The 20,815-nt window shown below is 63.1% G+C and carries 20 protein-coding genes and 1 tRNA gene; 11 read left to right on the forward strand and 10 right to left on the reverse strand.

Going from position 1 to position 20,815, the window contains the following annotated elements:
• Positions 1-88 precede the first annotated feature (88 nt).
• From JNC62_RS08715 to JNC62_RS08725, 3 genes are all read right to left on the reverse strand, one after another.
• A complete protein-coding gene (locus JNC62_RS08715; protein WP_374837858.1) occupies positions 89-1,210 on the reverse strand; it encodes an ELM1/GtrOC1 family putative glycosyltransferase in 1,122 nt (373 codons plus the stop codon).
• Positions 1,182-3,002 carry a methyl-accepting chemotaxis protein gene (locus tag JNC62_RS08720; RefSeq protein WP_374837860.1) on the reverse strand — a complete coding sequence of 607 codons (1,821 nt, stop codon included), beginning with the start codon at positions 3,000-3,002 and terminating at the stop codon, positions 1,182-1,184. The genes JNC62_RS08715 and JNC62_RS08720 overlap by 29 nt, the downstream gene beginning before the upstream one ends.
• Before the next feature lie 305 nt (positions 3,003-3,307).
• A complete protein-coding gene (locus JNC62_RS08725) occupies positions 3,308-4,195 on the reverse strand; it encodes a DMT family transporter (RefSeq protein ID WP_374837861.1) in 888 nt (295 codons plus the stop codon).
• 195 nt (positions 4,196-4,390) lie between these two features.
• Here JNC62_RS08725 and JNC62_RS08730 point away from each other — a divergent pair, with 195 nt between their 5' ends.
• The gene (locus tag JNC62_RS08730; RefSeq protein ID WP_374837863.1) at positions 4,391-5,695 is read left to right on the forward strand and encodes an adenylosuccinate synthase; all 1,305 of its coding nucleotides are present in this window, start codon (positions 4,391-4,393) and stop codon (positions 5,693-5,695) included.
• A gap of 70 nt (positions 5,696-5,765) precedes the next feature.
• Positions 5,766-7,973: a hypothetical protein gene (locus tag JNC62_RS08735; RefSeq protein WP_374837865.1), complete on the forward strand. Its 2,208-nt coding sequence runs from the start codon at positions 5,766-5,768 to the stop codon at positions 7,971-7,973.
• A 69-nt stretch (positions 7,974-8,042) separates the two neighbouring features.
• Here JNC62_RS08735 and rpoH read toward each other — a convergent pair whose 3' ends face one another.
• The gene (rpoH, locus tag JNC62_RS08740) at positions 8,043-8,948 is read right to left on the reverse strand and encodes an RNA polymerase sigma factor RpoH (RefSeq protein WP_374837867.1); all 906 of its coding nucleotides are present in this window, start codon (positions 8,946-8,948) and stop codon (positions 8,043-8,045) included.
• Between the two features lie 267 nt (positions 8,949-9,215).
• Entirely contained in the window at positions 9,216-10,244 is a 1,029-nt protein-coding gene (locus tag JNC62_RS08745) for an RluA family pseudouridine synthase (RefSeq protein ID WP_374837869.1), read from the reverse strand.
• 37 nt (positions 10,245-10,281) lie between these two features.
• Between JNC62_RS08745 and JNC62_RS08750 the strand changes: the two genes are divergently transcribed.
• Positions 10,282-10,668, forward strand: a complete 387-nt coding sequence (locus JNC62_RS08750; RefSeq protein ID WP_374837871.1) for a hypothetical protein — start codon at positions 10,282-10,284, stop codon at positions 10,666-10,668.
• A 9-nt stretch (positions 10,669-10,677) separates the two neighbouring features.
• Positions 10,678-11,508, forward strand: coding sequence for a TrmH family RNA methyltransferase (locus tag JNC62_RS08755; protein ID WP_374837873.1), 831 nt, complete (start codon positions 10,678-10,680; stop codon positions 11,506-11,508).
• Positions 11,509-11,530: 22 nt separating this feature from the next.
• On the opposite strand, the gene JNC62_RS08760 is transcribed toward JNC62_RS08755, so the two are convergent.
• Both JNC62_RS08760 and JNC62_RS08765 read right to left on the reverse strand, forming a co-directional pair.
• A complete protein-coding gene (locus JNC62_RS08760) occupies positions 11,531-12,643 on the reverse strand; it encodes a hypothetical protein (protein ID WP_374837875.1) in 1,113 nt (370 codons plus the stop codon).
• 123 nt (positions 12,644-12,766) lie between these two features.
• The gene (locus JNC62_RS08765; protein ID WP_374837918.1) at positions 12,767-13,291 is read right to left on the reverse strand and encodes a DUF1134 domain-containing protein; all 525 of its coding nucleotides are present in this window, start codon (positions 13,289-13,291) and stop codon (positions 12,767-12,769) included.
• A gap of 267 nt (positions 13,292-13,558) precedes the next feature.
• Between JNC62_RS08765 and chpT the strand changes: the two genes are divergently transcribed.
• Together chpT and JNC62_RS08775 are read left to right on the forward strand one after the other, a co-directional pair.
• Positions 13,559-14,209: a histidine phosphotransferase ChpT gene (gene chpT, locus JNC62_RS08770; protein WP_374837877.1), complete on the forward strand. Its 651-nt coding sequence runs from the start codon at positions 13,559-13,561 to the stop codon at positions 14,207-14,209.
• Between the two features lie 104 nt (positions 14,210-14,313).
• A complete protein-coding gene (locus tag JNC62_RS08775; protein WP_374837879.1) occupies positions 14,314-14,676 on the forward strand; it encodes a response regulator in 363 nt (120 codons plus the stop codon).
• Between the two features lie 291 nt (positions 14,677-14,967).
• Here JNC62_RS08775 and ctrA read toward each other — a convergent pair whose 3' ends face one another.
• Positions 14,968-15,666: a response regulator transcription factor CtrA gene (gene ctrA / locus JNC62_RS08780; protein ID WP_374837881.1), complete on the reverse strand. Its 699-nt coding sequence runs from the start codon at positions 15,664-15,666 to the stop codon at positions 14,968-14,970.
• Positions 15,667-16,180: 514 nt separating this feature from the next.
• Here ctrA and JNC62_RS08785 point away from each other — a divergent pair.
• Complete coding sequence (locus tag JNC62_RS08785) at positions 16,181-16,531, forward strand: flagellar export protein FliJ (RefSeq protein ID WP_374837883.1); 351 nt, start codon at positions 16,181-16,183, stop codon at positions 16,529-16,531.
• Positions 16,532-16,688: 157 nt separating this feature from the next.
• Here the strand turns inward: JNC62_RS08785 and JNC62_RS08790 are convergent, their stop codons facing one another.
• A complete protein-coding gene (locus JNC62_RS08790; RefSeq protein WP_374837885.1) occupies positions 16,689-16,970 on the reverse strand; it encodes a GNAT family N-acetyltransferase in 282 nt (93 codons plus the stop codon).
• Between the two features lie 132 nt (positions 16,971-17,102).
• Between JNC62_RS08790 and JNC62_RS08795 the strand changes: the two genes are divergently transcribed.
• Positions 17,103-17,570 (forward strand): paraquat-inducible protein A, encoded by a 468-nt coding sequence (locus JNC62_RS08795; RefSeq protein WP_374837887.1) that lies wholly within the window; start codon positions 17,103-17,105, stop codon positions 17,568-17,570.
• A gap of 19 nt (positions 17,571-17,589) precedes the next feature.
• Here the strand turns inward: JNC62_RS08795 and sciP are convergent, their stop codons facing one another.
• Positions 17,590-17,865, reverse strand: a complete 276-nt coding sequence (gene sciP / locus JNC62_RS08800) for a CtrA inhibitor SciP (RefSeq protein WP_007769470.1) — start codon at positions 17,863-17,865, stop codon at positions 17,590-17,592.
• Positions 17,866-18,253: 388 nt separating this feature from the next.
• Between sciP and JNC62_RS08805 the strand changes: the two genes are divergently transcribed.
• The 3 genes from JNC62_RS08805 to JNC62_RS08815 all read left to right on the forward strand — a co-directional run bounded on the left by JNC62_RS08805 (position 18,254) and on the right by JNC62_RS08815 (position 20,674).
• On the forward strand, positions 18,254-18,988 hold the full coding sequence (locus JNC62_RS08805; protein ID WP_374837889.1) for a helix-turn-helix transcriptional regulator: 735 nt from the start codon (positions 18,254-18,256) through the stop codon (positions 18,986-18,988).
• A 268-nt stretch (positions 18,989-19,256) separates the two neighbouring features.
• Positions 19,257-20,462 carry a tRNA 2-thiouridine(34) synthase MnmA gene (mnmA, locus tag JNC62_RS08810; protein ID WP_374837891.1) on the forward strand — a complete coding sequence of 402 codons (1,206 nt, stop codon included), beginning with the start codon at positions 19,257-19,259 and terminating at the stop codon, positions 20,460-20,462.
• 135 nt (positions 20,463-20,597) lie between these two features.
• Positions 20,598-20,674 (forward strand) — tRNA-Met (locus JNC62_RS08815).
• Positions 20,675-20,815: the final 141 nt, after the last annotated feature.

Genomic DNA, 20,815 nt, shown 5'->3' on the forward strand with positions numbered 1-20,815 from the left:
CGGCCGAACCGATCGCCGAGCTGGAGCAGGCGTTCCTAGCCGCGTCTCCCGAAATCAGGAACCGGTGTCGGGACAACGACATGCGCGGCTAGCCCTTGTCCGCCAGCCGCTCCTTGATGATGCCCGCAATTCTTTCGGTTTCGCGAGGCGGGAGGTAGTCGTACGGTGCCAGGTCGCCGTTGAAGGGCCGTGTCAATCCGAGGGTTTCCTGCAGGTCGCGGTGATACCACTCGAATTTCTCCAGCCGTTCTCCGGGAACCGGTGTGAGCTCAAGGACATAGACCGGACGGCCCGTGGACAGCGCCTCGCAAGGCATCGTGATGGAGTCCTTCGCGATCAGGAATGCATCCGCAGCTGCGGCGAACTCGACATAGGGATTAGGCGTGAACCGGTCCCACACGACCACGTGCTTCGAACGCAGCTTCAGGAGCGAATGCAAGGTTTGCTCGGTCGACCGGCGCGATACCGAGATAAGGACCTTCCAGTTCTGATCGACCAGCCCATTTACCGCTGACGCAATCGCTTCATGCGCCGGTGCGTCGTAGTCATAGGCGTCGTTCGGACCGCCGACAAAGACTGCAGCCACTTTTTCGTCTGCGGGCGCATAGATCGCCCGCGCAGCCGGACGCCGCTCCTGCCAGAACTGGGCGGAGAAACGATGCGGGACGCCGAGCATCTGGAAGTAACCGGGCCGGCTTTCGAATTCGGGCCTCCAGCCATGGCGCGACACGAAAACCATGTCGTAGCCGTCGATCTTTGGCGGCTGAAGATGAACCGACAAAGGCATGCCCCCGTAGGCGGCCTTGATCCTCATTGCCCGCTTCTCGGCGCGAAAGCCGCACGAGATGATGAGTTCTGGTGCGTGTTCCGAGCGCCGAAAGAGCGGCGGATCAAATATCCGGCGAAAACCTCGCCCGGCGATGAATGTCTTTTCCGTTGGGCTGGGATCAAAGTGGCGGGCAACCGCGACACATTGCGACAAGGTTCCGATTTTCGGTTCGCTAACGGTCCAGGCTTTCAATTGTCGCGGCCCCAGCTTCCACCCGTCATCGTGGCCAGAGAAAGGTCGCACAATTGACGAAACGAAACAATGGTGTGGACCGACGGCTGCCCGGAATGGAAGAGCCCGCCACCGTTGTTTCGGGGCGGGCTCTTTTGTCTGAAGTATAGTCGATGCCTGCTCAGGCCGCGCGGCGAGCCGTGTAGCCATGCTGCTGCTGTCCGGGTTCCAGCTGAAACTGCGCAATGCGGTCTGCGAGGTGGGCGCTCTCGGCGGCAAGCGTCTGGCTGGCTGCCGAGGTTTCCTCGACCATCGCCGCGTTCTGTTGCGTCATCTGGTCCATCTGGTTGATCGCGGTGTTGATTTCGCGCAGGCCGACGGATTGCTCCTGCGCGGCGGTGGCGATCGCGACGATGCGGTCGTTGATCTCGTTGACGCGCCGCTCGATGTCGGACAGCGAAGTCCCGGTCGCTTCGACGAGGTCGACGCCGGCGGAGACCTCGCCGGTCGAGGCGGTGATCAGTGCCTTGATCTCCTTGGCAGCGTTGGCCGAGCGCTGGGCAAGTTCGCGCACTTCCTGGGCAACGACGGCAAAACCCTTGCCGGCCTCGCCGGCGCGTGCGGCCTCGACGCCCGCATTGAGCGCCAACAGGTTCGTCTGGAAGGCGATGTCGTCAATCACGCCGATGATCTCGCCGATCTTGGAGGACGAGCTCTCGATCCGCCCCATGGCGTCGATCGCCCTGCGCACGACCTCGCTCGAGGCGGATGCGCCCTTGCGCGCCTCGGCCACCATGCGCTTGGCTTCCTCGGCGCGGACCGTCGAGTTCTGCACAGCCGAGGTGATTTCGTCGAGAGCCGCGGCGGTTTCCTCAAGCGAGGCGGCCTGCTGCTCGGTGCGCTGGGAAAGGTCGTTGCCGGCATTGCTGATTTCGGCAGCACTGCTGTTGACGACGCGGGTGGAGTCGGCGATCGCGGTGATGGTCGACCGCAAGGCGGCAACCGCGCCGTTGAAGTCGCGACGGAGTTTCTCATAGTCTGCGCCAAGATCGCCGACCTGGAAGGTCAGATCGCCGCTGGCGAGCTTTTCGAGCGCCGCGCCGATCTGGTCGACGACATGGGCCTGGCTGCGCGAGACGGCGGCTTGCTGCTCGGCGCTGGCGTTGCGCTCGCTGTCGATCAACCGCTGCTGCTCGCGCTGGCTGACCTCGAGTTCGTTGCGCTCGATGACGGAATTGCGCAGCAGCACCAGCGCCCCGGCCATGTGGCCGATCTCGTCCTTGCGATCGGTGTCTGGGACTTCGGTACGGGTGTCGTTCCTGGAGACTTCGAGCATAACGTCCTTGAGCCGCTCGATCGGCTGGCTGATCGACCGGCCGATGGCAAGCGCGGCTGCGAGCGTTGCCAGTCCGGCAAGCACGGTGATGGTGATGGTCACGATCAGAGTCGTCTGTGCCTGGGCGGCCAGGTCGTCAGCGTAGACGCCGGTGCCGACGCCCCAACCCCATGGCTTGAAGCCCTGGATGTAGGAGAATTTTTTGACCGGTTCGGATTGGCCGGGCTTGTCCCAGTAGTAGTCGACGAAACCGCTGCCGGGGTTCTGGGCGAGCTGGATCAGTTCGACGTTGAACGCCTTGCCGTTGTGATCCTTCAGGCCCGTAATGTCAGTTCCTACCAAGGCCTTGTTCAGCGGGTGGCCGACCATGATGCCGTCGAAGCTGTTGATAAAGAAATAGCCGCCTTTGCCGAAGCGCATCGCCATGACGTTTTCGAGTGCGTATTTCTGGGCTTCCTCACGGGAGAGCTCGCCCTTTCTTTCCTGCTCTTCGTAGCCGGCGATCACGGAGATCGCCATCGCGGTGACGTTCTGGAGCATGGCGCGGCGCTCGGCCGCGATTTCCTCGTTGGCGACGTTCGTCTTGTAGGTCATCGCCGCCGCCAGGACGAGAAGCGCCAACGCCGTCAGAAGGTATATGCGTGTCGATATTTTGAGATTTTTCAAGAGTCAGCCCCCGCGGGAAGCAGCGCATGCTTCCCCGCAAGCCGTCATGGGCTTTCGGGGGGAGGCATTTGATGCAGTTTTGAAGATTTCAGAGCGGCCTTCGCACGTCTACATCGACGCATAGCACTCCAAGCAACGGTTTGAACTGACCAGCAAATGTCTAAGCAATGCTAAATGCCGCCTCCCTAATTTGAGGATTGTCAGGTGCGGCTTTGTCGACGCCGTGTCAATCAGGACAGCTCCCCGGGCGCCGATCGCCTGAAGGATGTGATCGCTGGTGCCGGGATGACAAGGCCGGGGCGACGTCAGTCCTGTTTCGGACGACCCCACTCGGCAACGGCAATGCCGCCCAGCACGAGGCACATCGCGACCATATGAAAGACCTGCAGGCTCTCGCCGATCAGCAGCACGGAGAGAAGCATGCCGAAAACCGGAATGGCGTTGATGAAAAGGCCGGCGCGGTTCGGCCCGATCATTTCCACGCCGCGCACCCAGAGAACCTGGGACATCAGCGAGGGAAAGATCGCGGCGTAAAGAACGACGATCCAGCCGGTGGTGTCCGGTACGATCATTCCGCCTTGCGCCGCCTCCCACCAAAGAAGCGGCAGCGAGCTGACCAGCGCGCCGAACACGGGAACGACGATGAAGCTTTGCCAGTGCATTGCCGGTTTCCAGCGCAGGGAGACCGTGTAGGCGGCGTAGACGATGCAGGCGAACAGCATCAGCATGTCGCCGAAGTTGAACTTCAGGTCCATCAGCGAGCCTAAATCGCCATGAGCCGCCGTCGTCAGTACGCCGATCAGGGTCATGGAGAAGCCGACGATCTGGGCGGGAGTGGCGGGTATGCGGAAAAGGACGAAATTGAAGGCGAAGATGAGCATGGGAATGCCGGCCTGCTCGATCACCGCGTTGATGGCGCTCGTATGCTTCAGGGCGGAATAGAGCAGTGCGTTGAACAGCATGAAGCCGAATGCGCCGTAGAGGAAAAGCTGCAGCCAGTACGCCTTGATTTTCTGCCAGTCGCGCTTGATCTGCGGCCTCATGAACGCAAGAATGACGCAAAGAGCGATTAACCAACGCAGTGTCGTCAGCATCATCGGGCTGACATGGCCGACCGCCAGTTTTCCGGCAACGGAGTTGCCGCCCCAGAAGAGCGTGGTCACGCAGAGATAGAGATAGGCTTTGCTGTTCACGGCGTTTTTCCAAGAAGCGCATCGCAGTTGCGAAGGGAAGGGCGGGCGCAGAGATAGGTTCAATTTGCCGAAATGGCGACGTAAAAAGCGGGTTGCATCCCCATAACAGGGTCGCTTTCGGAAAAACTACACAGTATAGATGCGCGGGTTTGTAAAGAGTGCGCGAGCAAACGCGCAAGAAGCAGGAAAGACGAAATGACCAATGTCGTGGTGATCGGGTCCCAGTGGGGCGATGAAGGCAAGGGCAAGATTGTCGACTGGCTCTCGGAGCGCGCCGACATCGTCGTGCGCTTCCAGGGCGGCCACAACGCCGGCCACACGCTGGTCATCGACGGGACGAGCTACAAGCTTTCGCTGCTGCCTTCGGGCGTGGTCCGCCCGGGCAAGATGGCGGTGATCGGCAACGGCGTCGTCATTGACCCGCACGCGCTCTGCGCGGAGATCGACAAGCTGGCGGGCCAGGGCGTTACGATCACCCCCGACAATCTGCGCATCGCCGACAACGCGACGCTGATCCTTTCGCTGCACCGCGAACTCGACGGCATCCGCGAGGATGCGGCCGCCAACACCAACGGCGGTGTGAAGATTGGCACCACACGCCGCGGCATCGGACCGGCCTACGAAGACAAGGTCGGCCGCCGCGCCATCCGGGTCATGGATCTCGCCGACCTCGAGACGCTTTCGGCCAAGGTCGAACGGCTGCTGACACACCACAACGCCCTGCGCCGCGGCCTCGGCGAACAGGAGATCAGCCACGACGCGATCATGCAGGAACTGACCTCCGTCGCCGACCGCGTGCTGCCTTTCCGCGACACGGTCTGGCTGATGCTGGACAAGGAGCGCCGGGCCGGCGCACGCATCCTGTTCGAAGGCGCGCAGGGCTCGCTGCTCGACATCGACCACGGCACCTATCCTTTCGTCACCTCCTCCAATACGGTTGCCGGGCAGGCCGCCGCCGGCTCCGGCATGGGCCCGGGCGCGCTCGGCTACATCCTCGGCATCACCAAGGCGTACACGACCCGCGTCGGCGAAGGACCGTTCCCGACCGAATTGACCGACGAAATCGGCCAGTTCCTCGGCGAGCGCGGCCGTGAGTTCGGCACCGTCACCGGCCGCAAGCGCCGCTGCGGCTGGTTCGACGCCGCGCTGGTGCGCCAGTCGGTCGCCACCAACGGCATCACCGGCATCGCCCTGACCAAGCTCGACGTTCTCGATGGTCTGGATGAACTGAAGATCTGCGTCGGTTATACGCTGGACGGGCAGGAGATCGACCACCTGCCGGCGAGCCAGGGCCAGCAGGCGCGCGTCGTGCCGAAGTACATCACGCTGGAGGGCTGGAAGGAATCGACCGTCGGCGCGCGCAAGTGGGCCGATCTGCCGGCGCAGGCGATCAAGTATGTCCGCCAGGTGGAAGAACTCATCGGGGCACCAGTGGCGCTGCTTTCGACCAGCCCCGAGCGGGACGACACCATACTTGTGACAGATCCCTTCGAGGACTAGGATTTGATTTGACACCCGTTCCGGACTGGATTCGCGACAACGAAAGGCCGGAGATCACGAGAAAGTTCTTATGGCGGATTTTGTAGCAGTCATTCGTCGGGCCGTTGATGGCCTCACGGACAATTCTCCGGATATGCGGGGCAAGGTCTACGACAAGGCTCGGGGCGCGGTGCGCCGGCAACTCGAGGCGATGAACCCGCGCCCATCGGACGAACTGGTCCAACGTCAGCTCGACAAGCTCGAAAAGGCGATCACGGAGGTTGAGAGCGAGCACGCCGAGGCCCTTCCGGCCGAAGAAGCGGCGATCGAAGAGACCGTTCCGGTTGCGATCGAGTCGCCCGAGGTGCCGGAGCCGCCCGAGACCGTCCAGCCGCCACTGCAGCCGGTCGTCGAGCCGGCGCCATCCGAACCTCGGGCCATGGCGGAGCCGGCGACCGTTTCGTACGTGTCTGTCGAGGAGCAGGAACCGCCGATCACCGAGCCGGCGCCCGCGTTCCGGCCCGAGCAGCCCGAGCCGGCGGTCCAGCACTGGGCGGACGAGGCCGCGAGCCTGCCGCAGGATGTCGTGCCCGCGCAGGACGAAACGGCGCATCCGGACGCGGCCGTGGAGGCCCAAGACCAGAGCCCCGCGTTCATCGGTCTGCAGCCTGTCGATGAACCGGCCAATGATCATACAGCCTTTGCCGAGCAGGCCGCCGGCCCCCTCCCGAGTGAGCCGATCAACGACGCGCCTGCCGCCGCTGCCGCTCCCGACGCGGCGGGTTCGGTGGCACCCGGGATGGCTGGTGGTGCACCGGCGGCAATGGCCTGGGAATGGAGTGAGGTATCGGCGGATACCGTACCGGACGCGGTGACAGCCCATGAGGCCGTCGCACGGGAGGAACGCGCGCAGGATTTTGCGTCCGCGGAAGTCCCAGCCGAGCCGCCGGCGGAATGGAAGTGGCCGGAAGAGGCGACGACCGGCGAGTTGAAGACGGAGCAGAAGAACGCCAGGGACAATGCCTGGGGCGATCTGGAGGACCTGATCGGCTATCAGCCGGGCAAGGGTGGGGGCGCCACTGCCGCGACCGCGCCTGATGCGGGACCAGCCGGAGTCACCGAGGCGGTGCGCAACGGACAGCGGCCATTCCGGGCCGAACCGCGCAAGCGCAAGATCAGTTTCGCCGCAATTGGTGCCGCGGTGGCGGCAGTTGTGGTGGTTGGCGGCGCAGGAGCAGCCTACTGGCTCAACCGCGACACCGTCGACCAGGTGATCGGCGACCTCGTCGCGCCGGCCGCGACCCCATCGGGGGGCGTTGCCGATGGCGGTTCCGGCGTAGCGGCCACGGGCGACCAGAACCAGAGCGAGACGGCGGGCACGCAAGTCGCTTCCGTCGAGACCGGCAAGTCGAAGTTCACCCAGCGCCTGCTTGCGGATGGCACGGAGATCGACGAGGGACCGGCTGTCGTCGCCGGCGAGATCACCACGGAAGAAGGCAAGTCGGTGGCTGAGCAGACCACCGAGGTTGCGTCTGCCGGGGCGACCGCGCCGGCCGGCGCGAACGGGGCAGCCACGGCGACCGGCGGCGGGTCGGATGCCGGCCCGGCAGCAGGTGGAGTTCCGGCGTCTGACACGTCCGGGCAGGTCGCAGCGGGCACCCCGGGGACGCCAACGGCACCTGGTACGACGCAGACCGCAGCGACCGCGGGCGCGACTCAACAGCCGCCGGTCGGGGTTTCGCAGAAGATGTTCCTCTATGAGGAGCGTCTCGGCCAATCCGCGCCGACGGCGATCGATGGCACCGTGGTCTGGTCCAAGGGTGAGGAGTCACCAGGTGGCGATGCCAAGCCTGAGCCGGTGATCCATGCCCAGGTCAATGTCCCATCCAACGGCCTGACGGCGCAGCTGACCCTTCGGCGCAACGCCGACAAGTCGCTGCCGGCGAGCCACCTTGTCGAGATCGTCTTCGCGCTGCCGGCGGAGTTCGAGGGCGGCAACATCGACAGCGTCCAGCGCGTGGCGATGAAGCAGACGGAGCAGGATCGTGGCGACCCGCTGATCGCAGTTCCGGCGAAAATCACCGAAGACTTCCATATGATCGCGCTCAACGATTTCCCGGACGCGATCGCACGCAACACCGAACTGCTCAAGAGCCGCGACTGGATCGATATCCCGATCACCTATCGCAATGGCCGGCGCGCCCTGATCACGCTGGAAAAGGGCACGACCGGGGCGGAAGTGTTCAATTCGGTCATGAACGCCTGGTCGGCGCTGGGGCCGACGGCAAACAGCCAGTAATGGCCAGAACGAAAGAGCCCGGCGGTGACGCCGGGCTCTTCGCTTTTACGGTTATCAGTTCTTCCCTGCTTACGCGTCTTCGATGACGCGGACGGACTTTGCCTGTTCGATGGCAAGTTTCTGTACGGCTTCCTGGACCTTCTCGAAGGCGCGCACCTCGATCTGGCGCACGCGCTCGCGGCTGATGTCGAATTCGGACGAGAGTTGTTCCAGCGTCACCGGATCCTCCGACAGGCGCCTTGCCTCGAAGATCCGGCGTTCGCGCTCGTTCAACACGGCCATGGCACGCGCCAGCATGGCGCGGCGGGTTTCCAGTTCGTCCTGCTCGATCAGCGTCTCTTCCTGGCTGTCGCGGTCGTCGACGAGCCAGTCCTGCCATTGGCCGGAATCGCCTTCGCTGGCCTTGATCGGCGCGTTCAGCGAGGCATCGCCGGACAGGCGCCGGTTCATCGACACGACCTCCTCTTCGGAAACCTGCAGCTTCCTGGCGATTTCCGCCACCTGGTCGGGCTTCAGATCACCCTCCTCGATCGCCTGGATCTTGCTCTTCATCCGGCGCAGGTTGAAGAACAGCCGCTTCTGGTTGGCGGTGGTGCCCATCTTCACCAGCGACCAGGACCGCAGGATGTATTCCTGGATCGACGCCTTGATCCACCACATCGCGTAGGTGGCGAGGCGAAAGCCGCGCTCGGGATCGAACTTCTTCACGGCCTGCATCAGGCCGACATTGCCCTCGGAAATGACCTCGCCGATCGGCAGGCCGTAGCCGCGATAGCCCATCGCAATCTTCGCCACGAGGCGCAGATGGCTCGTCACCAGCTGATGGGCGGCATTGCGATCGTCATGTTCCTGGTAGCGCTTGGCGAGCATGTATTCCTGCTGCGGCTCAAGCATCGGAAACTTGCGGATTTCGTCGAGATAGCGGTTGAGACCGCCTTCGCCGGCCGTTATGGACGGCAGTGTGTTGCGGGCCATCGAGCACCCCTTTCCTTGGTACGGCTTCCTCGGTAGGCAAGCCTTCAGCGGAGCTTGATCCAGATTGGCTTCCCGTTTGCGATCATGCTCCGGGGCGGGACTTGGCGACCCCGCCAGAGTGTAAGATAGGTGTGGCGAAACAATGGTTCAAGCACCGGTCGTTTCACGATAGGGTGAAAACCGGAACGATCGTGCGGCTTGTGCGGGCAAGACAATATTTCGTGCCGGCGGGCCGGATTTTCAAGGCCAGTGCTTGTCCGGCGCGGATCAGTTCATCGCCCGCAGCGTCGCCAGCAGCGCCTCCAGGTCTTTCGGCGCCGGTGCCTCGAAGCGCATCACCTCGCCGGTGATTGGATGCTCGAACTGCAGCATGAAGGCATGCAGGGCCTGGCGGTGGAAGCCGTTGACCACCGCGCGCGCCGCGTCTGGCAGAAGGTTCGCCTTCGTCTTGAAGGCCGCACCATATTCGGGGTCGCCAATCAGCGGATGACCGATATGGGCCATGTGCACCCGGATCTGGTGCGTGCGACCGGTTTCGAGTTCGCACTCGACCAAAGAGGCGAGGCAGGTCGCATCCGGCTTCTCGCCGTAGCGCTCGATCACCTCGTAATGCGTGATCGCTTCGCGCGCGTCCTCGCTTTCCTCGCGCTTCACGGCGCGCTTGGTGCGGTCGCCGGCGCGGCCGAGGGGGGCGTCGATCGTGCCGCGCAGTTGCTTCGGGCGCCCCCAGACGACGGCCTGGTAGGTGCGCTCCAGCGGGCCGCTGCGGCCATGGTCGGCGAACTGCGCGGAGAGATGCCGGTGGGCCGCGTCGTTCTTTGCGGCGACCATGACGCCGCTTGTCTCCTTGTCCAGCCGGTGGACGATGCCGGGGCGGCGGACGCCGCCAATGCCCGAGAGACTCGTGCCGCAATGATGGATCAGGGCGTTGACGAGCGTCCCGGTCCAGTTGCCGGCTCCCGGATGGACGACGAGCCCGGCAGGCTTGACGACGACGATCAGATCGTCGTCTTCGTAGAGGACCTCCAGCGGGATGTCCTCGCCCTGCGGTTCGGGGTCTTCGGGTTCGGGGAGCGTGATCGCGATCGCGTCGCCGGGGTGCACCTTGCGCTTCGGTTCGGTGACGGCCGTGCCGTTGACGAGGACCGCGCCCTGTTCGATGAGCGCCTTGAGGCGGCTGCGCGAATATTCGCCGCCGAGCGCGTCGGCCAGCCAGGCATCGAGGCGGCCTGCGGCATCCTCACCAGCGGTCAGGACTTTCCTTGTGTCGTCGGCTTGTTTAAAGGGGTCGCTCATTCAAAGATTGTCCTGCCTGTCGGAGACGCTACCGCTCATGTCGAATATCGAGATCGATGAACAAGAAGAAAAGCCGCTCGATCCGGCCATGGAAAACGTCCGTCGCAAGATGGTGCGGCTGCAGCTCGTCTCGGGCGGTATCATGCTCATCATGTTCATGGCGGTGCTTGCGGCCATTGTCTATAAGGTGACGCGGACGGATGGCAAGCCCGAAAGCCGCATCTCTGCCGGGCTTTCGGTGCCGAGCGACGGGCCGCTCACCGGCACTGTGGCGCTGCCGGACGGCTTCACCATCTCGTCGGTCTCCCAGTCAAATGGCCAGATCCTGTTCTTCGGTACGCTGTCTGATGGAGCGCGCAAGGCGATCCTGTTCGACATCGCTGCCGGCCGGATCGTCGCCGACATCGACGTCACCGGCCGCTAGGCACTGCCGATGGCGGCAGAACCGATCCGGATCAGCGACAGCGACGATCTGCGGATTGCGGCCTTCCGCTCGATCCGCGAACGCGACCTCGTCGGACGGCAGGGCCGGTTCGTTGCCGAGGGAACGGTGGTGCTGCGCATGCTGGCGAGCGCCCATGGGGGAGCCTCCGGCTTTCGCGCCGAGGCGATCCTGGTCCTTGAGAACCGGCTCGGCGGGCTTGCCGAAATCTTGGCGCGCTTCCCGGCCAGTGTACCCGTCTACGTGGCCGACCGCGCGGTGTTCAACGCGATCGCCGGCTTCGACATGCATCGCGGGGTGCTGGCGATCGGCCGGCGCGAAGAGGCCGCGGACGCGGCGGCTCTGATTGCATCGCTTCCGGCGGACAGTCTCGTGCTCGCGGCTTGCGGTATCTCGAACCACGACAACATGGGGGCGCTCTTTCGTAATGCGGCGGCCTTCGGCGCGGATGCGGTTCTGCTGGATGAAACCTGCTGCGATCCTTTGTATCGCAAGGCGATCCGCGTGTCCGTCGGGGCGGTCTTGAGCGTTCCCTTCGCCAGGGGCGGGGATGCGAACACCCTCCTTGGCCGTCTTGCGGAGGCTGGCTTCGTCATCTGGGCCCTGTCGCCACGGGGCGAGACATCCATTGCTCGCATCGAGGCTTCGCCCCGGCTGGCACTGGTTGCCGGAACGGAAGGCGAGGGGCTTCCGCCAGCCATCCTATCCCGCTTCCATACCGCGCGCATTCCACAAAGGCCCGGGCTCGATAGCCTGAATGTCGCCACCGCAAGCGGCATCGCGCTCTACCAGATGGCGCTTCTCGGCGGCCGCGTGCAATAACGCAAGATCGATACGGGATTTGCTACTCGCGCGGGGGCAGCATGTCCTTGGCGCGGTCCGCCAGGCTGGTGCGGCCGACATCGGCGGGCGGGCCGGGCTGGTTCAGCAGGCTGCGGATCGGCGAGGCCGCGCCTTCGCGCGCATCCGTCAGAACGATCATCCGTGCCGCGACGTCGGCGATCTCCTCGCGCAGTGCCGCATCGGCCTCCGGCGACGGCGGTTGGGCCAGGTGTTGCGTGATGGCGGCGCTGCGATCGCGTACATCCGCCTCGAGCGAAGCGATGTCGATGCTGTTTGTGCCATTGGCTGCTGGTGTTCCGTTGGCGAATTCGCCGGGTGACGATACGGGGGGGAGCAACGCCTTCGTCTCCTGTGTGCGTGGTCTGGCCGAGGTTTTGGGGAAGACCGCCACGTTCTTCAATTTTTCGCGCAGGCGTCCGATCTCTGCGGTCTCGCGCGTCAGCTTTGCCTCAAGCTGGCGCGATCGGCCTTCCTCTCGCGACAGTTTCAGCCCGGCATCCTTCAACTGAGCCTGGGCGGCGCGGAGGCCATCAAGCAATTTCTCGCGCTCGTGCCGCAGCGTCCTGATCCGGCTGTTGAGGTTCTCCAGCTCGGTTTCGCGCGCGGCACCGACGATCATGCTGTCGTTCAGGTCGGTCTGGACGAGATCCCGGTTGGCGTTCAGGATTTCGATATCGCGCTTCCGGTGCAAGATTTCGCGCTCTGCCGCTTCCAACTCGGCCTTCAACTGTCCGTATCTCTGGTCCTCGTGGCGCAGGGCCGAGCGCAGGTCGCCGGCTTCCACCTTCATATCCTCGATCTGCGCTTTAAGATCGGCGTTGTCGGCCGCCAGTCGGCCGATGTCTCGCTTCAGCGTCTCAATCCGGACCGAAAGCTGTGTACTCTTCTCTCGCTCGCGTATGAGCTTTTGCGAAACACGGGCGTTTTCGGCGGCAAAGGCTGCGCGCGCCATGTCCGTCTGCGCCCTGACCTCCTGCGGGCTGAGCGGCATGGTCGCCTTCATGCGGTTCTCCGTATAGGCGACGATGCGACGCTGGATGGCCGGTGCGACCAGCAGACCCGTCAGCGTTGCCGCCAGGAAACCCAAGGCAAATAGCAGGGCGTATTCGATCACGGCGACGTCTGTCCTGTTTCCCTGTCGACCTCTCGCACTATAGCGATCAGAGCCCTGTTGCACAGGGGTTCACGAACAATTTCAGTTACGCCGGTAACCTCGCGCGTGTGGCGCGATGGCGTACTAGAATGGATTCCAGGTGGGGCTACGCGTCAGCTTCAGATAGCCGGCATTGATGCCGAGGCGGGCGCCGATGCCGGTGCGGATCGGCACGATGACCATGTTCCGCTCGGTCAGAACCGTCATGCCGACGCCGGCAACAACATAGGCCGAGCCGGAGACGCCGGCAAAGCGGGTGTAGAGCGCGTTCACATCCGGAAGGTTGTAGACGAGCATCATCGTGCGGCTGCCCTGTCCGCCCCAGTCGAGGCCAAGGGACGGGCCCTGCCAGAAAACGGGGTGGCTGCCGACGTTTTTCGTGTTCATTTCGCCTTCGCCGTAGGTGAGACCGGCGACGAAGGCGCCCGATCCCTCCTGGCCGAGGATGTAACCGTTCGGCAGGCCGTAGGATTCGAAGGCGCGCTCGACCACCTTGGCGAGGCCGCCAGTGGTGGAGCCGAAGAAGCTGTGCCCGGCGTCAACGATCTCCTGAACGGTGTACTGCGATCCGCTGGTGCTCTGCGCGTGTGTCGCCACCGGTGCGGCCATCGCCCCGATCGCGGCGAGGAGGACGGTTCTCCTGGTCAAATGTGACGCACACATGTCACTACCCCCGTGCTGGTTCAGGACGTTGTCGTGAATGGCAATTTGACCGGATCGTGTTAACAATCGGTTTACCAAATGTGGTGTCTTTATGGCTGACCTCTAATTGAGCCTGCTCGGCACAACTTTTGCGTGCTAGGTGACAATTGAACAAATCCACCCGCCTGACGGTTGCAGATCGCCGCTGTCGGACAGGGCCTTCTGGAGAATATGATGGCGAAGAATCCGAACCTCACCCTGAGCGGTCCCGACCTTGCGGCGCTGCTGTGCAGCCGCGTGTGCCATGACGTCATTTCCCCGGTCGGTGCTATCAACAACGGGCTTGAACTGCTCGACGAGGGCGGGGCGGACGAAGACGCCATGGACCTTATCCGCACCAGTGCGATGAACGCCTCGGTGCGGCTGAAGTTCGCCCGGCTCGCCTTCGGTGCCTCGGGGTCCGTCGGCGCCTCGATCGACACGGGCGAGGCGGAGAAAGCCGCGCGTGACTTTGCCGCTGCGGAAAAGAAGACCGAGATCACCTGGAGCGGACCGCGGGCCATTGTCGCCAAGAACCGCGTCAAGCTGCTGCTGAACCTTTTTCTCGTCGCCTATGGCGCGATCCCGCGCGGCGGCTCGATCGACATCACCCTCGAGCGTCCCGACCTTGACGCGGAGTTTCGCCTGACCGCGAAAGGGCGGATGCTGCGGGTGCCGCCGAAGTTTGTCGAGGTGCTGTCCGGCCACCTCGAAGAGGCGGTCGATGCCCATACGATCCAGCCCTACTACACGGTTCTCCTCGCCGAGGAAGCGGGCATGGACCTGGAGATCGTTCCGTCGGCCGAAGAAATCACCTTCATCGCCAAGGTGCCTGCGGCAGCCTGACGAGAAGGTGGCGGAGCGCAATCCCGGTAACCATTTGTTTGCCAGAGATGGCTACACTTGCTTCATAATTGGCCGCTCGTGTGAGCGGGAAATTGGAGTAGGCTATGCGGCGCATCATGATTGCCGACGGTTCCGATGTCGTGCGCAAGGTTGGAAAACGCATCCTGTCGGGACTCGACTACCTCGTGCTCGAGGCGTCCAACTCGCTGGAGGCGCTGGTCCGCTGTGAGGCGGATTTGCCCAACGTAGTGATCGTTGATTCGACTATGGATGGCGCCCTCGAACTGATCGCCAACCTCCGCATGCTGCCGAAGGGCGAGACGGTGCGCATCTTCTACTGCGTCGTCGAGGCCGACCTGAAGAAGATGATGATGGGCAAGCGTGCCGGGGCGGACGACTTTCTGTTGAAGCCGTTCGATCGCAAGATCCTCACGACGGTCTTTGCCAATCTCTCTATCGCCGCCTGATGCGCGGGTTCTCAGCCTAAAGCGGGTCGCGATCCTTCGGAGTCGCTTCCCGCGCTTTAAGTCCTTGTTTTATCGCATGTCGTTTTTCGCAAAACCGCTCCACACTTTTGCGCGACATGCCTTAAACATGCCCTTGGAAACGGCCGCGTTGAGCGGCCGTTTTTGTTCGGCGATGTCTCCGGGCTTTTGCCGCCATCGCGGGTCTGACCGCGTTCGCTGGCTGCCTGCTCGCCCCTGACAGCAAAAAACCCGCCGTTGCGGCGGGTTCGATGCGGGTCTAGCTCGGCTTGCTCAGGCGATCTCGGCGTATTCGCCATCCGGCTCGCGCAGCACGTAGCCGCGGCCCCAGACCGTCTCAATGTAATTCGCGCCGCCGGCGGCATTGGCGAGCTTCTTGCGCAGCTTGCAGATGAAGACGTCGATGATCTTCAGCTCCGGCTCGTCCATACCGCCATAGAGGTGGTTGAGGAACATTTCCTTCGTCAGCGTCGTGCCCTTGCGCAGCGAGAGCAGCTCGAGCATCTGGTATTCCTTGCCGGTCAGGTGGACCCGCTGGCCGCCGACTTCGACGGTCTTGGCGTCGAGGTTGACAATCAACTCGCCGGTCGAGATCACCGACTGTGCATGGCCCTTCGAGCGGCGAACGATGGCATGGATGCGGGCAACCAGTTCGTCCTTGTGGAAGGGTTTGGTCATGTAGTCGTCGGCGCCGAAACCGAGGCCGCGCACCTTGTCCTCGATGCCGGCCATGCCGGAGAGGATCAGGATCGGCGTCTTGACCTTGGCCAGGCGCAGCGTGCGCAGCACTTCGTAGCCCGACATGTCCGGCAGGTTCAGGTCCAGCAGGATGATGTCGTAGTCGTAGAGCTTGCCGAGATCGACACCCTCTTCGCCGAGATCCGTCGTGTAGACATTGAAACTTTCGGATTTGAGCATCAACTCGATGCTCTGCGCTGTCGCGCTGTCGTCTTCAATAAGTAGTACCCGCATTTCCGTCCCCTTTTCCGCCGCTCAAGGTGTCCTGGCCCCTCTACGCGATACGGATCCAGTTGTTGCCTGATTTGGAGGCTGCCACCGAATGGTTAACAAATTCTGATTCACTCTGGCAAGATGGATTGAAGTTGTTAAATAATTTAAGCAGCCCCCTGAATTTACGTAAAAATCTGAGATCGCGTTCCTCACCTGTTTTGTGAGGAAAATGCGCTATCCGACTCTTCCGACTCATGATTATCAGGTGCCCGGCATTTTGGCTGTTGCATTTACCGACCCTTAAATCATGCCACCTATGATTAACGATGCCCGTAAACGAAAGGTTACCAGCGGTAGGGTTTCGTTAAGGTCGCGGAAATTTTTTGTGAACGCCGGCTCGTTTCGCCGGCGCGCGGGCAAAATGTCGGCCTGCTTCGATCTGAGTATCAGGCGAGGCAGGCCTTAAGCGTGTAAGGTTGGCGGCTGATGCTGCCCGCCAGGTGCCGGGGTCTCGCTATCCACGGGAGTATTGCGTATGAAACCACGTGAGAGCCTAGTTCGCCTGAAGGAGTTTCAGGTGAAAGAAAAAAGGCGGCAGTTGAGCCAGTTGCAGATGATGATGTCCGAGTTCGAGCGGATGTCCAAGGAACTGGAGAGTCAGATTGCCATCGAGGAGAAGAAATCCGGTATTTCTGATCCGAGCCACTTTGCCTATCCCACCTTCGCAAAGGCTGCCCGCCAGCGCGCGGACAACCTGCTCGTCTCCATTCGTGAGTTGAAGGTGCAGCAGGATGCGGCCGAAATCGCGTTGGAGGAGGTGGAAGCCGAGTATGCCAAGGCAGCGGCGTTGGAAGAGCGCGACAACGCGGTGCGCCTGCGCGCCTGACGGATACGTCGCACTTCGTGCGCTGCGGCTGCGTGCGGCAATCAACAAGGAGAACCTTTACGGCCGGGTCAAACCGCGCTCGTGAGGGTTCTTCCCGCTTTTCCGGATTTGAAACCCAGGACAGCCTCCGCGCCGCCTTGCCCAGCGCGTCGGCCCGTCAGAGGTTGACGATATCGCTCCATTCAGGGTGGCGCATCGCTTGCGCCCGGAAGAACGGGCAGAGCGGCATGATTTTCCAGCCCCCGGCTCGCGCTTGCTCGACGGCGTGGCGCGCGAGCGCCTGGCCGAGGCCGCGGCCGCGAAGCGCGTCTGGAACGCCGGTGTGGTCGATGATGATCAGTTTCGGCGAGGTGCGCGAATAGGTCATCTCCGCCTCGTGCCCATCGACGCTCACCGAATAGCGACCGTGCGAGCCGTTCTCTGCGCTGCGAATATCCATTCGTTCTTCTCCTGCGGGTCCCGATGTCGGTTCTAGCAGTTCTGGCGCGGATGTCATCCGGCGGCAGGTCGAGACGGCGGGTCCTTGGTGAAGATGCTATGGATGAAGCACCGATTCACCATGAGGCGCGCAATGGCCCTGATCGTTCCGACCCTGCTTGTTCTTTCGGCGCTGTCGCTCGCCTTCGGAATGGTGCTTCCGCTGGTCCTGTTCGAGAAGCTCTACTTTTTCGCCGAGACGCCGTCGCTGCTCGGCATCGTCGCCTCGTTGTGGGCGCAGGGAAACCAGCTGCTCGCCGTGATCGTCGGCCTTCTCTCCATCGTCTTTCCGATTGTGAAACTGATCGGCGTTGCCTTCGAGGCAACCAGCCAGGGCGACGGCAAGCACGATCGGCTGCTCGCCGGCCTGCTTCCGCTGCTTGCCCGTTGGTCGATGATGGACGTGATGCTGGTGGCGCTGGTGATCGTTGCAGCCAAGACCACCGGTATTGCGAGTGCCTTCACCCAGCCCGGTCTGTGGTTTTACGCAGCGTCGGCGGTCATGACCAGCCTGCTGCAGATGCGATTGCGGCCGTACGCAGGCGGCCGCGGGTCGGTTTGACGGAACGCCAACAGGCGTTTCAGTGTCTGTATTGCTGGATGCGGGTCGTGCGCAGGCCGGCGAGGCCGTGATCGTTGATCGAGGACTGCCACGACAGGAATTCCTCGACGGTCAGCGTATAGCGTTCGCAGGCTTCTTCCAGGCTCAACAGGCCGCCGCGGACAGCGGCCACGACTTCAGCCTTCCGGCGGATCACCCAGCGCCGGGTGTTGGCCGGCGGCAGATCGGCGATCGTCAAGGGGCTGCCATCGGGGCCGATGACATACTTCACGCGGGGTCGTATCAATTCGGTCATAGGACTCTCTACTACACACAAGACCATGTGGCCCCACTGTAGTTTGCCACATTTAAAATTTGGCTAAGCCGACCGTAACAATTCGCTAACAAATTGAGCGGTTTCCGCAGATTAGATCTTTGCGTCGAACGGCCGGCGCCGCAATTGCGACGCTCCTCTTCATGTCTAGTTAGGATTGCGTGGAGCCCACGAGATTTAACTATTTTCATCGGCGGATCGCATCTGTTAGGACGGCGCCAGATCAAAGGCGGTGCGTCGGATAGGGCCGCAATCCTCTCACATGTTCCCTTCGGACGGTTGACTGAGGCGTTGTGGATCGGCTGGTTTCGCTTTTGCTTGTGGCAGCGTGGCATGGTTGCGATCAGGACCGACCCATTGGATACGCAAGATGAGAGACCCCGATAAGGCGACGTTGCCGGAATTCCTCACCGGTGCGGCGCTCGAGCGCGTCGGGACGGAGTACGAGGTGCTGCAGTTGATGCGGCGCTGCGCCGGTCATTTCGGCTTTTCCCATTTCCTCGCGGTGCGGTTTCCGGACGCCGAAAGGCGCCGCTTCGCTGAGCGGCTCCTGGTCAGCAACTGGGCTTCCGAATTCGTGCGGAGCTATGACGAACTGGACGTGTTCCACATCAGCCGGCTCGCCGCGGACGTGGCGGCGACGAAGCGGCCCGTGCACGGCGATCAGCGGCTGCTGGGGCCGAAGGACAGGGCGCGGGCAGCAGACGATCGAGCCGCAGAGCTTGCCGCACGTCATGGCCTCGCCAGATCGACTGCGTTCCTGTTGCATTCGACCTCGGGCGAGCCTTTCATCATGTTGTTTTCCGGCACGCGCGCGCCGCTCGAAATCGGCGAGACGGCAGGACTATACTTCGCGGCGGTCCAGTTGTTCGAATGTCTGGAGCCGACCTTCGCGTCCAGCCCCGTATCGCGCGAAAACCTGTCGAGCCGCGAGGTCGAGTGCCTGCGCTGGGCCGCGGCCGGCAAGAGCAGCGACGAGATCGCGATCATCCTTGGCATTTCGTCCTATACCGTCAGCAGCTACTTCAAGACGGCGACAAAGAAACTGGGGGCTGTGAACCGGATGCAGGCCATTGCCTCGGCGATGCGGTTGAAACTGATCTAGCCGGCGGCTGGGCCGCCGCGCCGCCGCATGGCGCACAGGAATGACGCAGAACGGTGCCTTCTCTTGCTCCGGCCGGCACAAGTTTCTATATGTCGGGCCAGCAGCGCCTCGACGTACTGGATACGGGCGAATTGCCGTTGGCCGATGCATGTGCCCGTTGTTGGAGCGCACAGGCTTGGTGGCGGCGGGATGCAGACAAGCAAATACATGATGCGCGTCGCGCTGCCCGTGATGCAGCGGGGCTTTGCCGCCTATGGAAAACCAACGGATGGATGCCGTGAACAGTCTTGATTTCGACAGGAAGCCGGAAGATACGCGCGTTGTCGTCGCCATGTCCGGCGGCGTGGATTCGTCGGTGGTCGCGGGGCTCTTGAAACGCGAAGGCTACGACGTTCTCGGCATCACGCTGCAGCTTTACGACCATGGCGCCGCCGTGCACCGCGCCGGGTCCTGCTGCGCCGGCCAGGACATCGACGATGCCCGCCGCGTCTGCGAGACGCTCGGCATTCCGCACTACGTGCTCGACTACGAGAAGCGGTTTCGCGAAACCGTGATCAATCCGTTCGCCGAGAGCTACATCGCCGGCGAGACGCCGATTCCGTGCGTTGCCTGCAACCAGACCGTCAAGTTTGCCGATCTGCTGGCGACCGCAAAGGAGCTCGGCGCCGACGCGCTTGCGACCGGCCACTACATCCGCTCGCGGCCGAACCCCACGCCGGCGGACCCCGGCCGGCGGGCGCTGTATCGCCCGGTCGACGCCGAGCGCGACCAGAGCTACTTCCTGTTTGCCACCACCCAGGAGCAGATCGACTACCTGCGCTTTCCGCTCGGCCACCTGTCCAAGGCCGAGACGCGCGCGCTTGCCGAGGAGATGGGGCTTGTCGTTGCCAAGAAGGCCGACAGCCAGGACATCTGCTTCGTGCCGCAGGGGAAGTATTCCGACATCGTGTCCAAGCTGAAGCCGAATGCGGCGCTGGCCGGCGACATCGTCCACATCGACGGCCGCGTGCTCGGCCGGCACGAGGGCATCCTGCACTACACGATCGGCCAGCGGCGCGGCATCGGCGTCGCCACCGGCGAGCCGCTCTATGTCGTCTATCTCGACGCGCGCTCGCGCCGCGTCATCGTCGGGCCGAAGGAGGCGCTGGAGACGCGCCGGCTCTATCTGCGCGACGTCAACTGGCTCGGCGACGGCGACATCGCCGAGGCAGCGGCCAGGGGTTTTGCCTGCTTTGCCAAGGTGCGGTCGACGCGCCCGCCGCGCCCGGCGATGCTGCACGCCGACGATAACGGCCTCTACGTCGAGCTTGCCGAGGGCGAGGCGGGTGTGGCGCCGGGGCAGGCCTGTGCGCTCTACTCGGGCGAAGGCGAGGACGCGCGCGTCTTTGGCGGGGGCTTCATCGCCCGCTCCGAGCGCGAGGCAGCCGCGGAGGCGGCGCTGAAGCGCATTCTCGCCGTGCAGGCCGCGGCCTGAAGAGGCGAATTCACAAGCCTTTGCGCGAACGCGCATTTTTGCCGGAAACGGCGCTTGACACCCTGGGGAAGGGCACCTTATAAGCCGCCCGTCCCGAACGGAAAACGACGCGATCGTTTGACCGTTTCGCTCGGCGGCGGAGTAGCTCAGTAGGTTAGAGCAGAGGAATCATAATCCTTGTGTCGGGGGTTCGAATCCCTCCTCCGCTACCAACGATATAATCCCCAGCCGCGATTGGCCGATGGCCGACACGCGCTGGCAATGTTCCGGACGCTTTCAGTGTAGCCCGCCGCGAATTTCCGGAATTTTGACAGCAGAAACTGGAAAAATAAAAATTCCGGATCGGCTGTCAA

The sequence above is a fragment of the Mycoplana ramosa genome (genome assembly GCF_041930185.1).
Classification (GTDB): Bacteria; Pseudomonadota; Alphaproteobacteria; order Rhizobiales; family Rhizobiaceae; genus Mycoplana; species Mycoplana ramosa.

Excerpts from the sequence above, each read along its gene's own strand:
- JNC62_RS08715 (WP_374837858.1), bottom strand. The coding sequence starts at position 1,210 with ATGGCTACACGGCTCGCCGCGCGGCCTGAGCAGGCATCGACTATACTT.
- JNC62_RS08730 (WP_374837863.1), top strand. The coding sequence starts at position 4,391 with ATGACCAATGTCGTGGTGATCGGGTCCCAGTGGGGCGATGAAGGCAAG.
- JNC62_RS08735 (WP_374837865.1), top strand. The coding sequence starts at position 5,766 with ATGGCGGATTTTGTAGCAGTCATTCGTCGGGCCGTTGATGGCCTCACG.
- rpoH (WP_374837867.1), bottom strand. The coding sequence starts at position 8,948 with ATGGCCCGCAACACACTGCCGTCCATAACGGCCGGCGAAGGCGGTCTC.
- JNC62_RS08745 (WP_374837869.1), bottom strand. The coding sequence starts at position 10,244 with ATGAGCGACCCCTTTAAACAAGCCGACGACACAAGGAAAGTCCTGACC.
- JNC62_RS08750 (WP_374837871.1), top strand. The coding sequence starts at position 10,282 with ATGTCGAATATCGAGATCGATGAACAAGAAGAAAAGCCGCTCGATCCG.
- JNC62_RS08755 (WP_374837873.1), top strand. The coding sequence starts at position 10,678 with ATGGCGGCAGAACCGATCCGGATCAGCGACAGCGACGATCTGCGGATT.
- JNC62_RS08765 (WP_374837918.1), bottom strand. The coding sequence starts at position 13,291 with ATGGCCGCACCGGTGGCGACACACGCGCAGAGCACCAGCGGATCGCAG.
- chpT (WP_374837877.1), top strand. The coding sequence starts at position 13,559 with ATGGCGAAGAATCCGAACCTCACCCTGAGCGGTCCCGACCTTGCGGCG.
- JNC62_RS08775 (WP_374837879.1), top strand. The coding sequence starts at position 14,314 with ATGCGGCGCATCATGATTGCCGACGGTTCCGATGTCGTGCGCAAGGTT.
- ctrA (WP_374837881.1), bottom strand. The coding sequence starts at position 15,666 with ATGCGGGTACTACTTATTGAAGACGACAGCGCGACAGCGCAGAGCATC.
- JNC62_RS08785 (WP_374837883.1), top strand. The coding sequence starts at position 16,181 with ATGAAACCACGTGAGAGCCTAGTTCGCCTGAAGGAGTTTCAGGTGAAA.
- JNC62_RS08790 (WP_374837885.1), bottom strand. The coding sequence starts at position 16,970 with ATGGATATTCGCAGCGCAGAGAACGGCTCGCACGGTCGCTATTCGGTG.
- JNC62_RS08795 (WP_374837887.1), top strand. The coding sequence starts at position 17,103 with ATGGCCCTGATCGTTCCGACCCTGCTTGTTCTTTCGGCGCTGTCGCTC.
- sciP (WP_007769470.1), bottom strand. The coding sequence starts at position 17,865 with ATGACCGAATTGATACGACCCCGCGTGAAGTATGTCATCGGCCCCGAT.
- JNC62_RS08805 (WP_374837889.1), top strand. The coding sequence starts at position 18,254 with ATGAGAGACCCCGATAAGGCGACGTTGCCGGAATTCCTCACCGGTGCG.
- mnmA (WP_374837891.1), top strand. The coding sequence starts at position 19,257 with ATGGATGCCGTGAACAGTCTTGATTTCGACAGGAAGCCGGAAGATACG.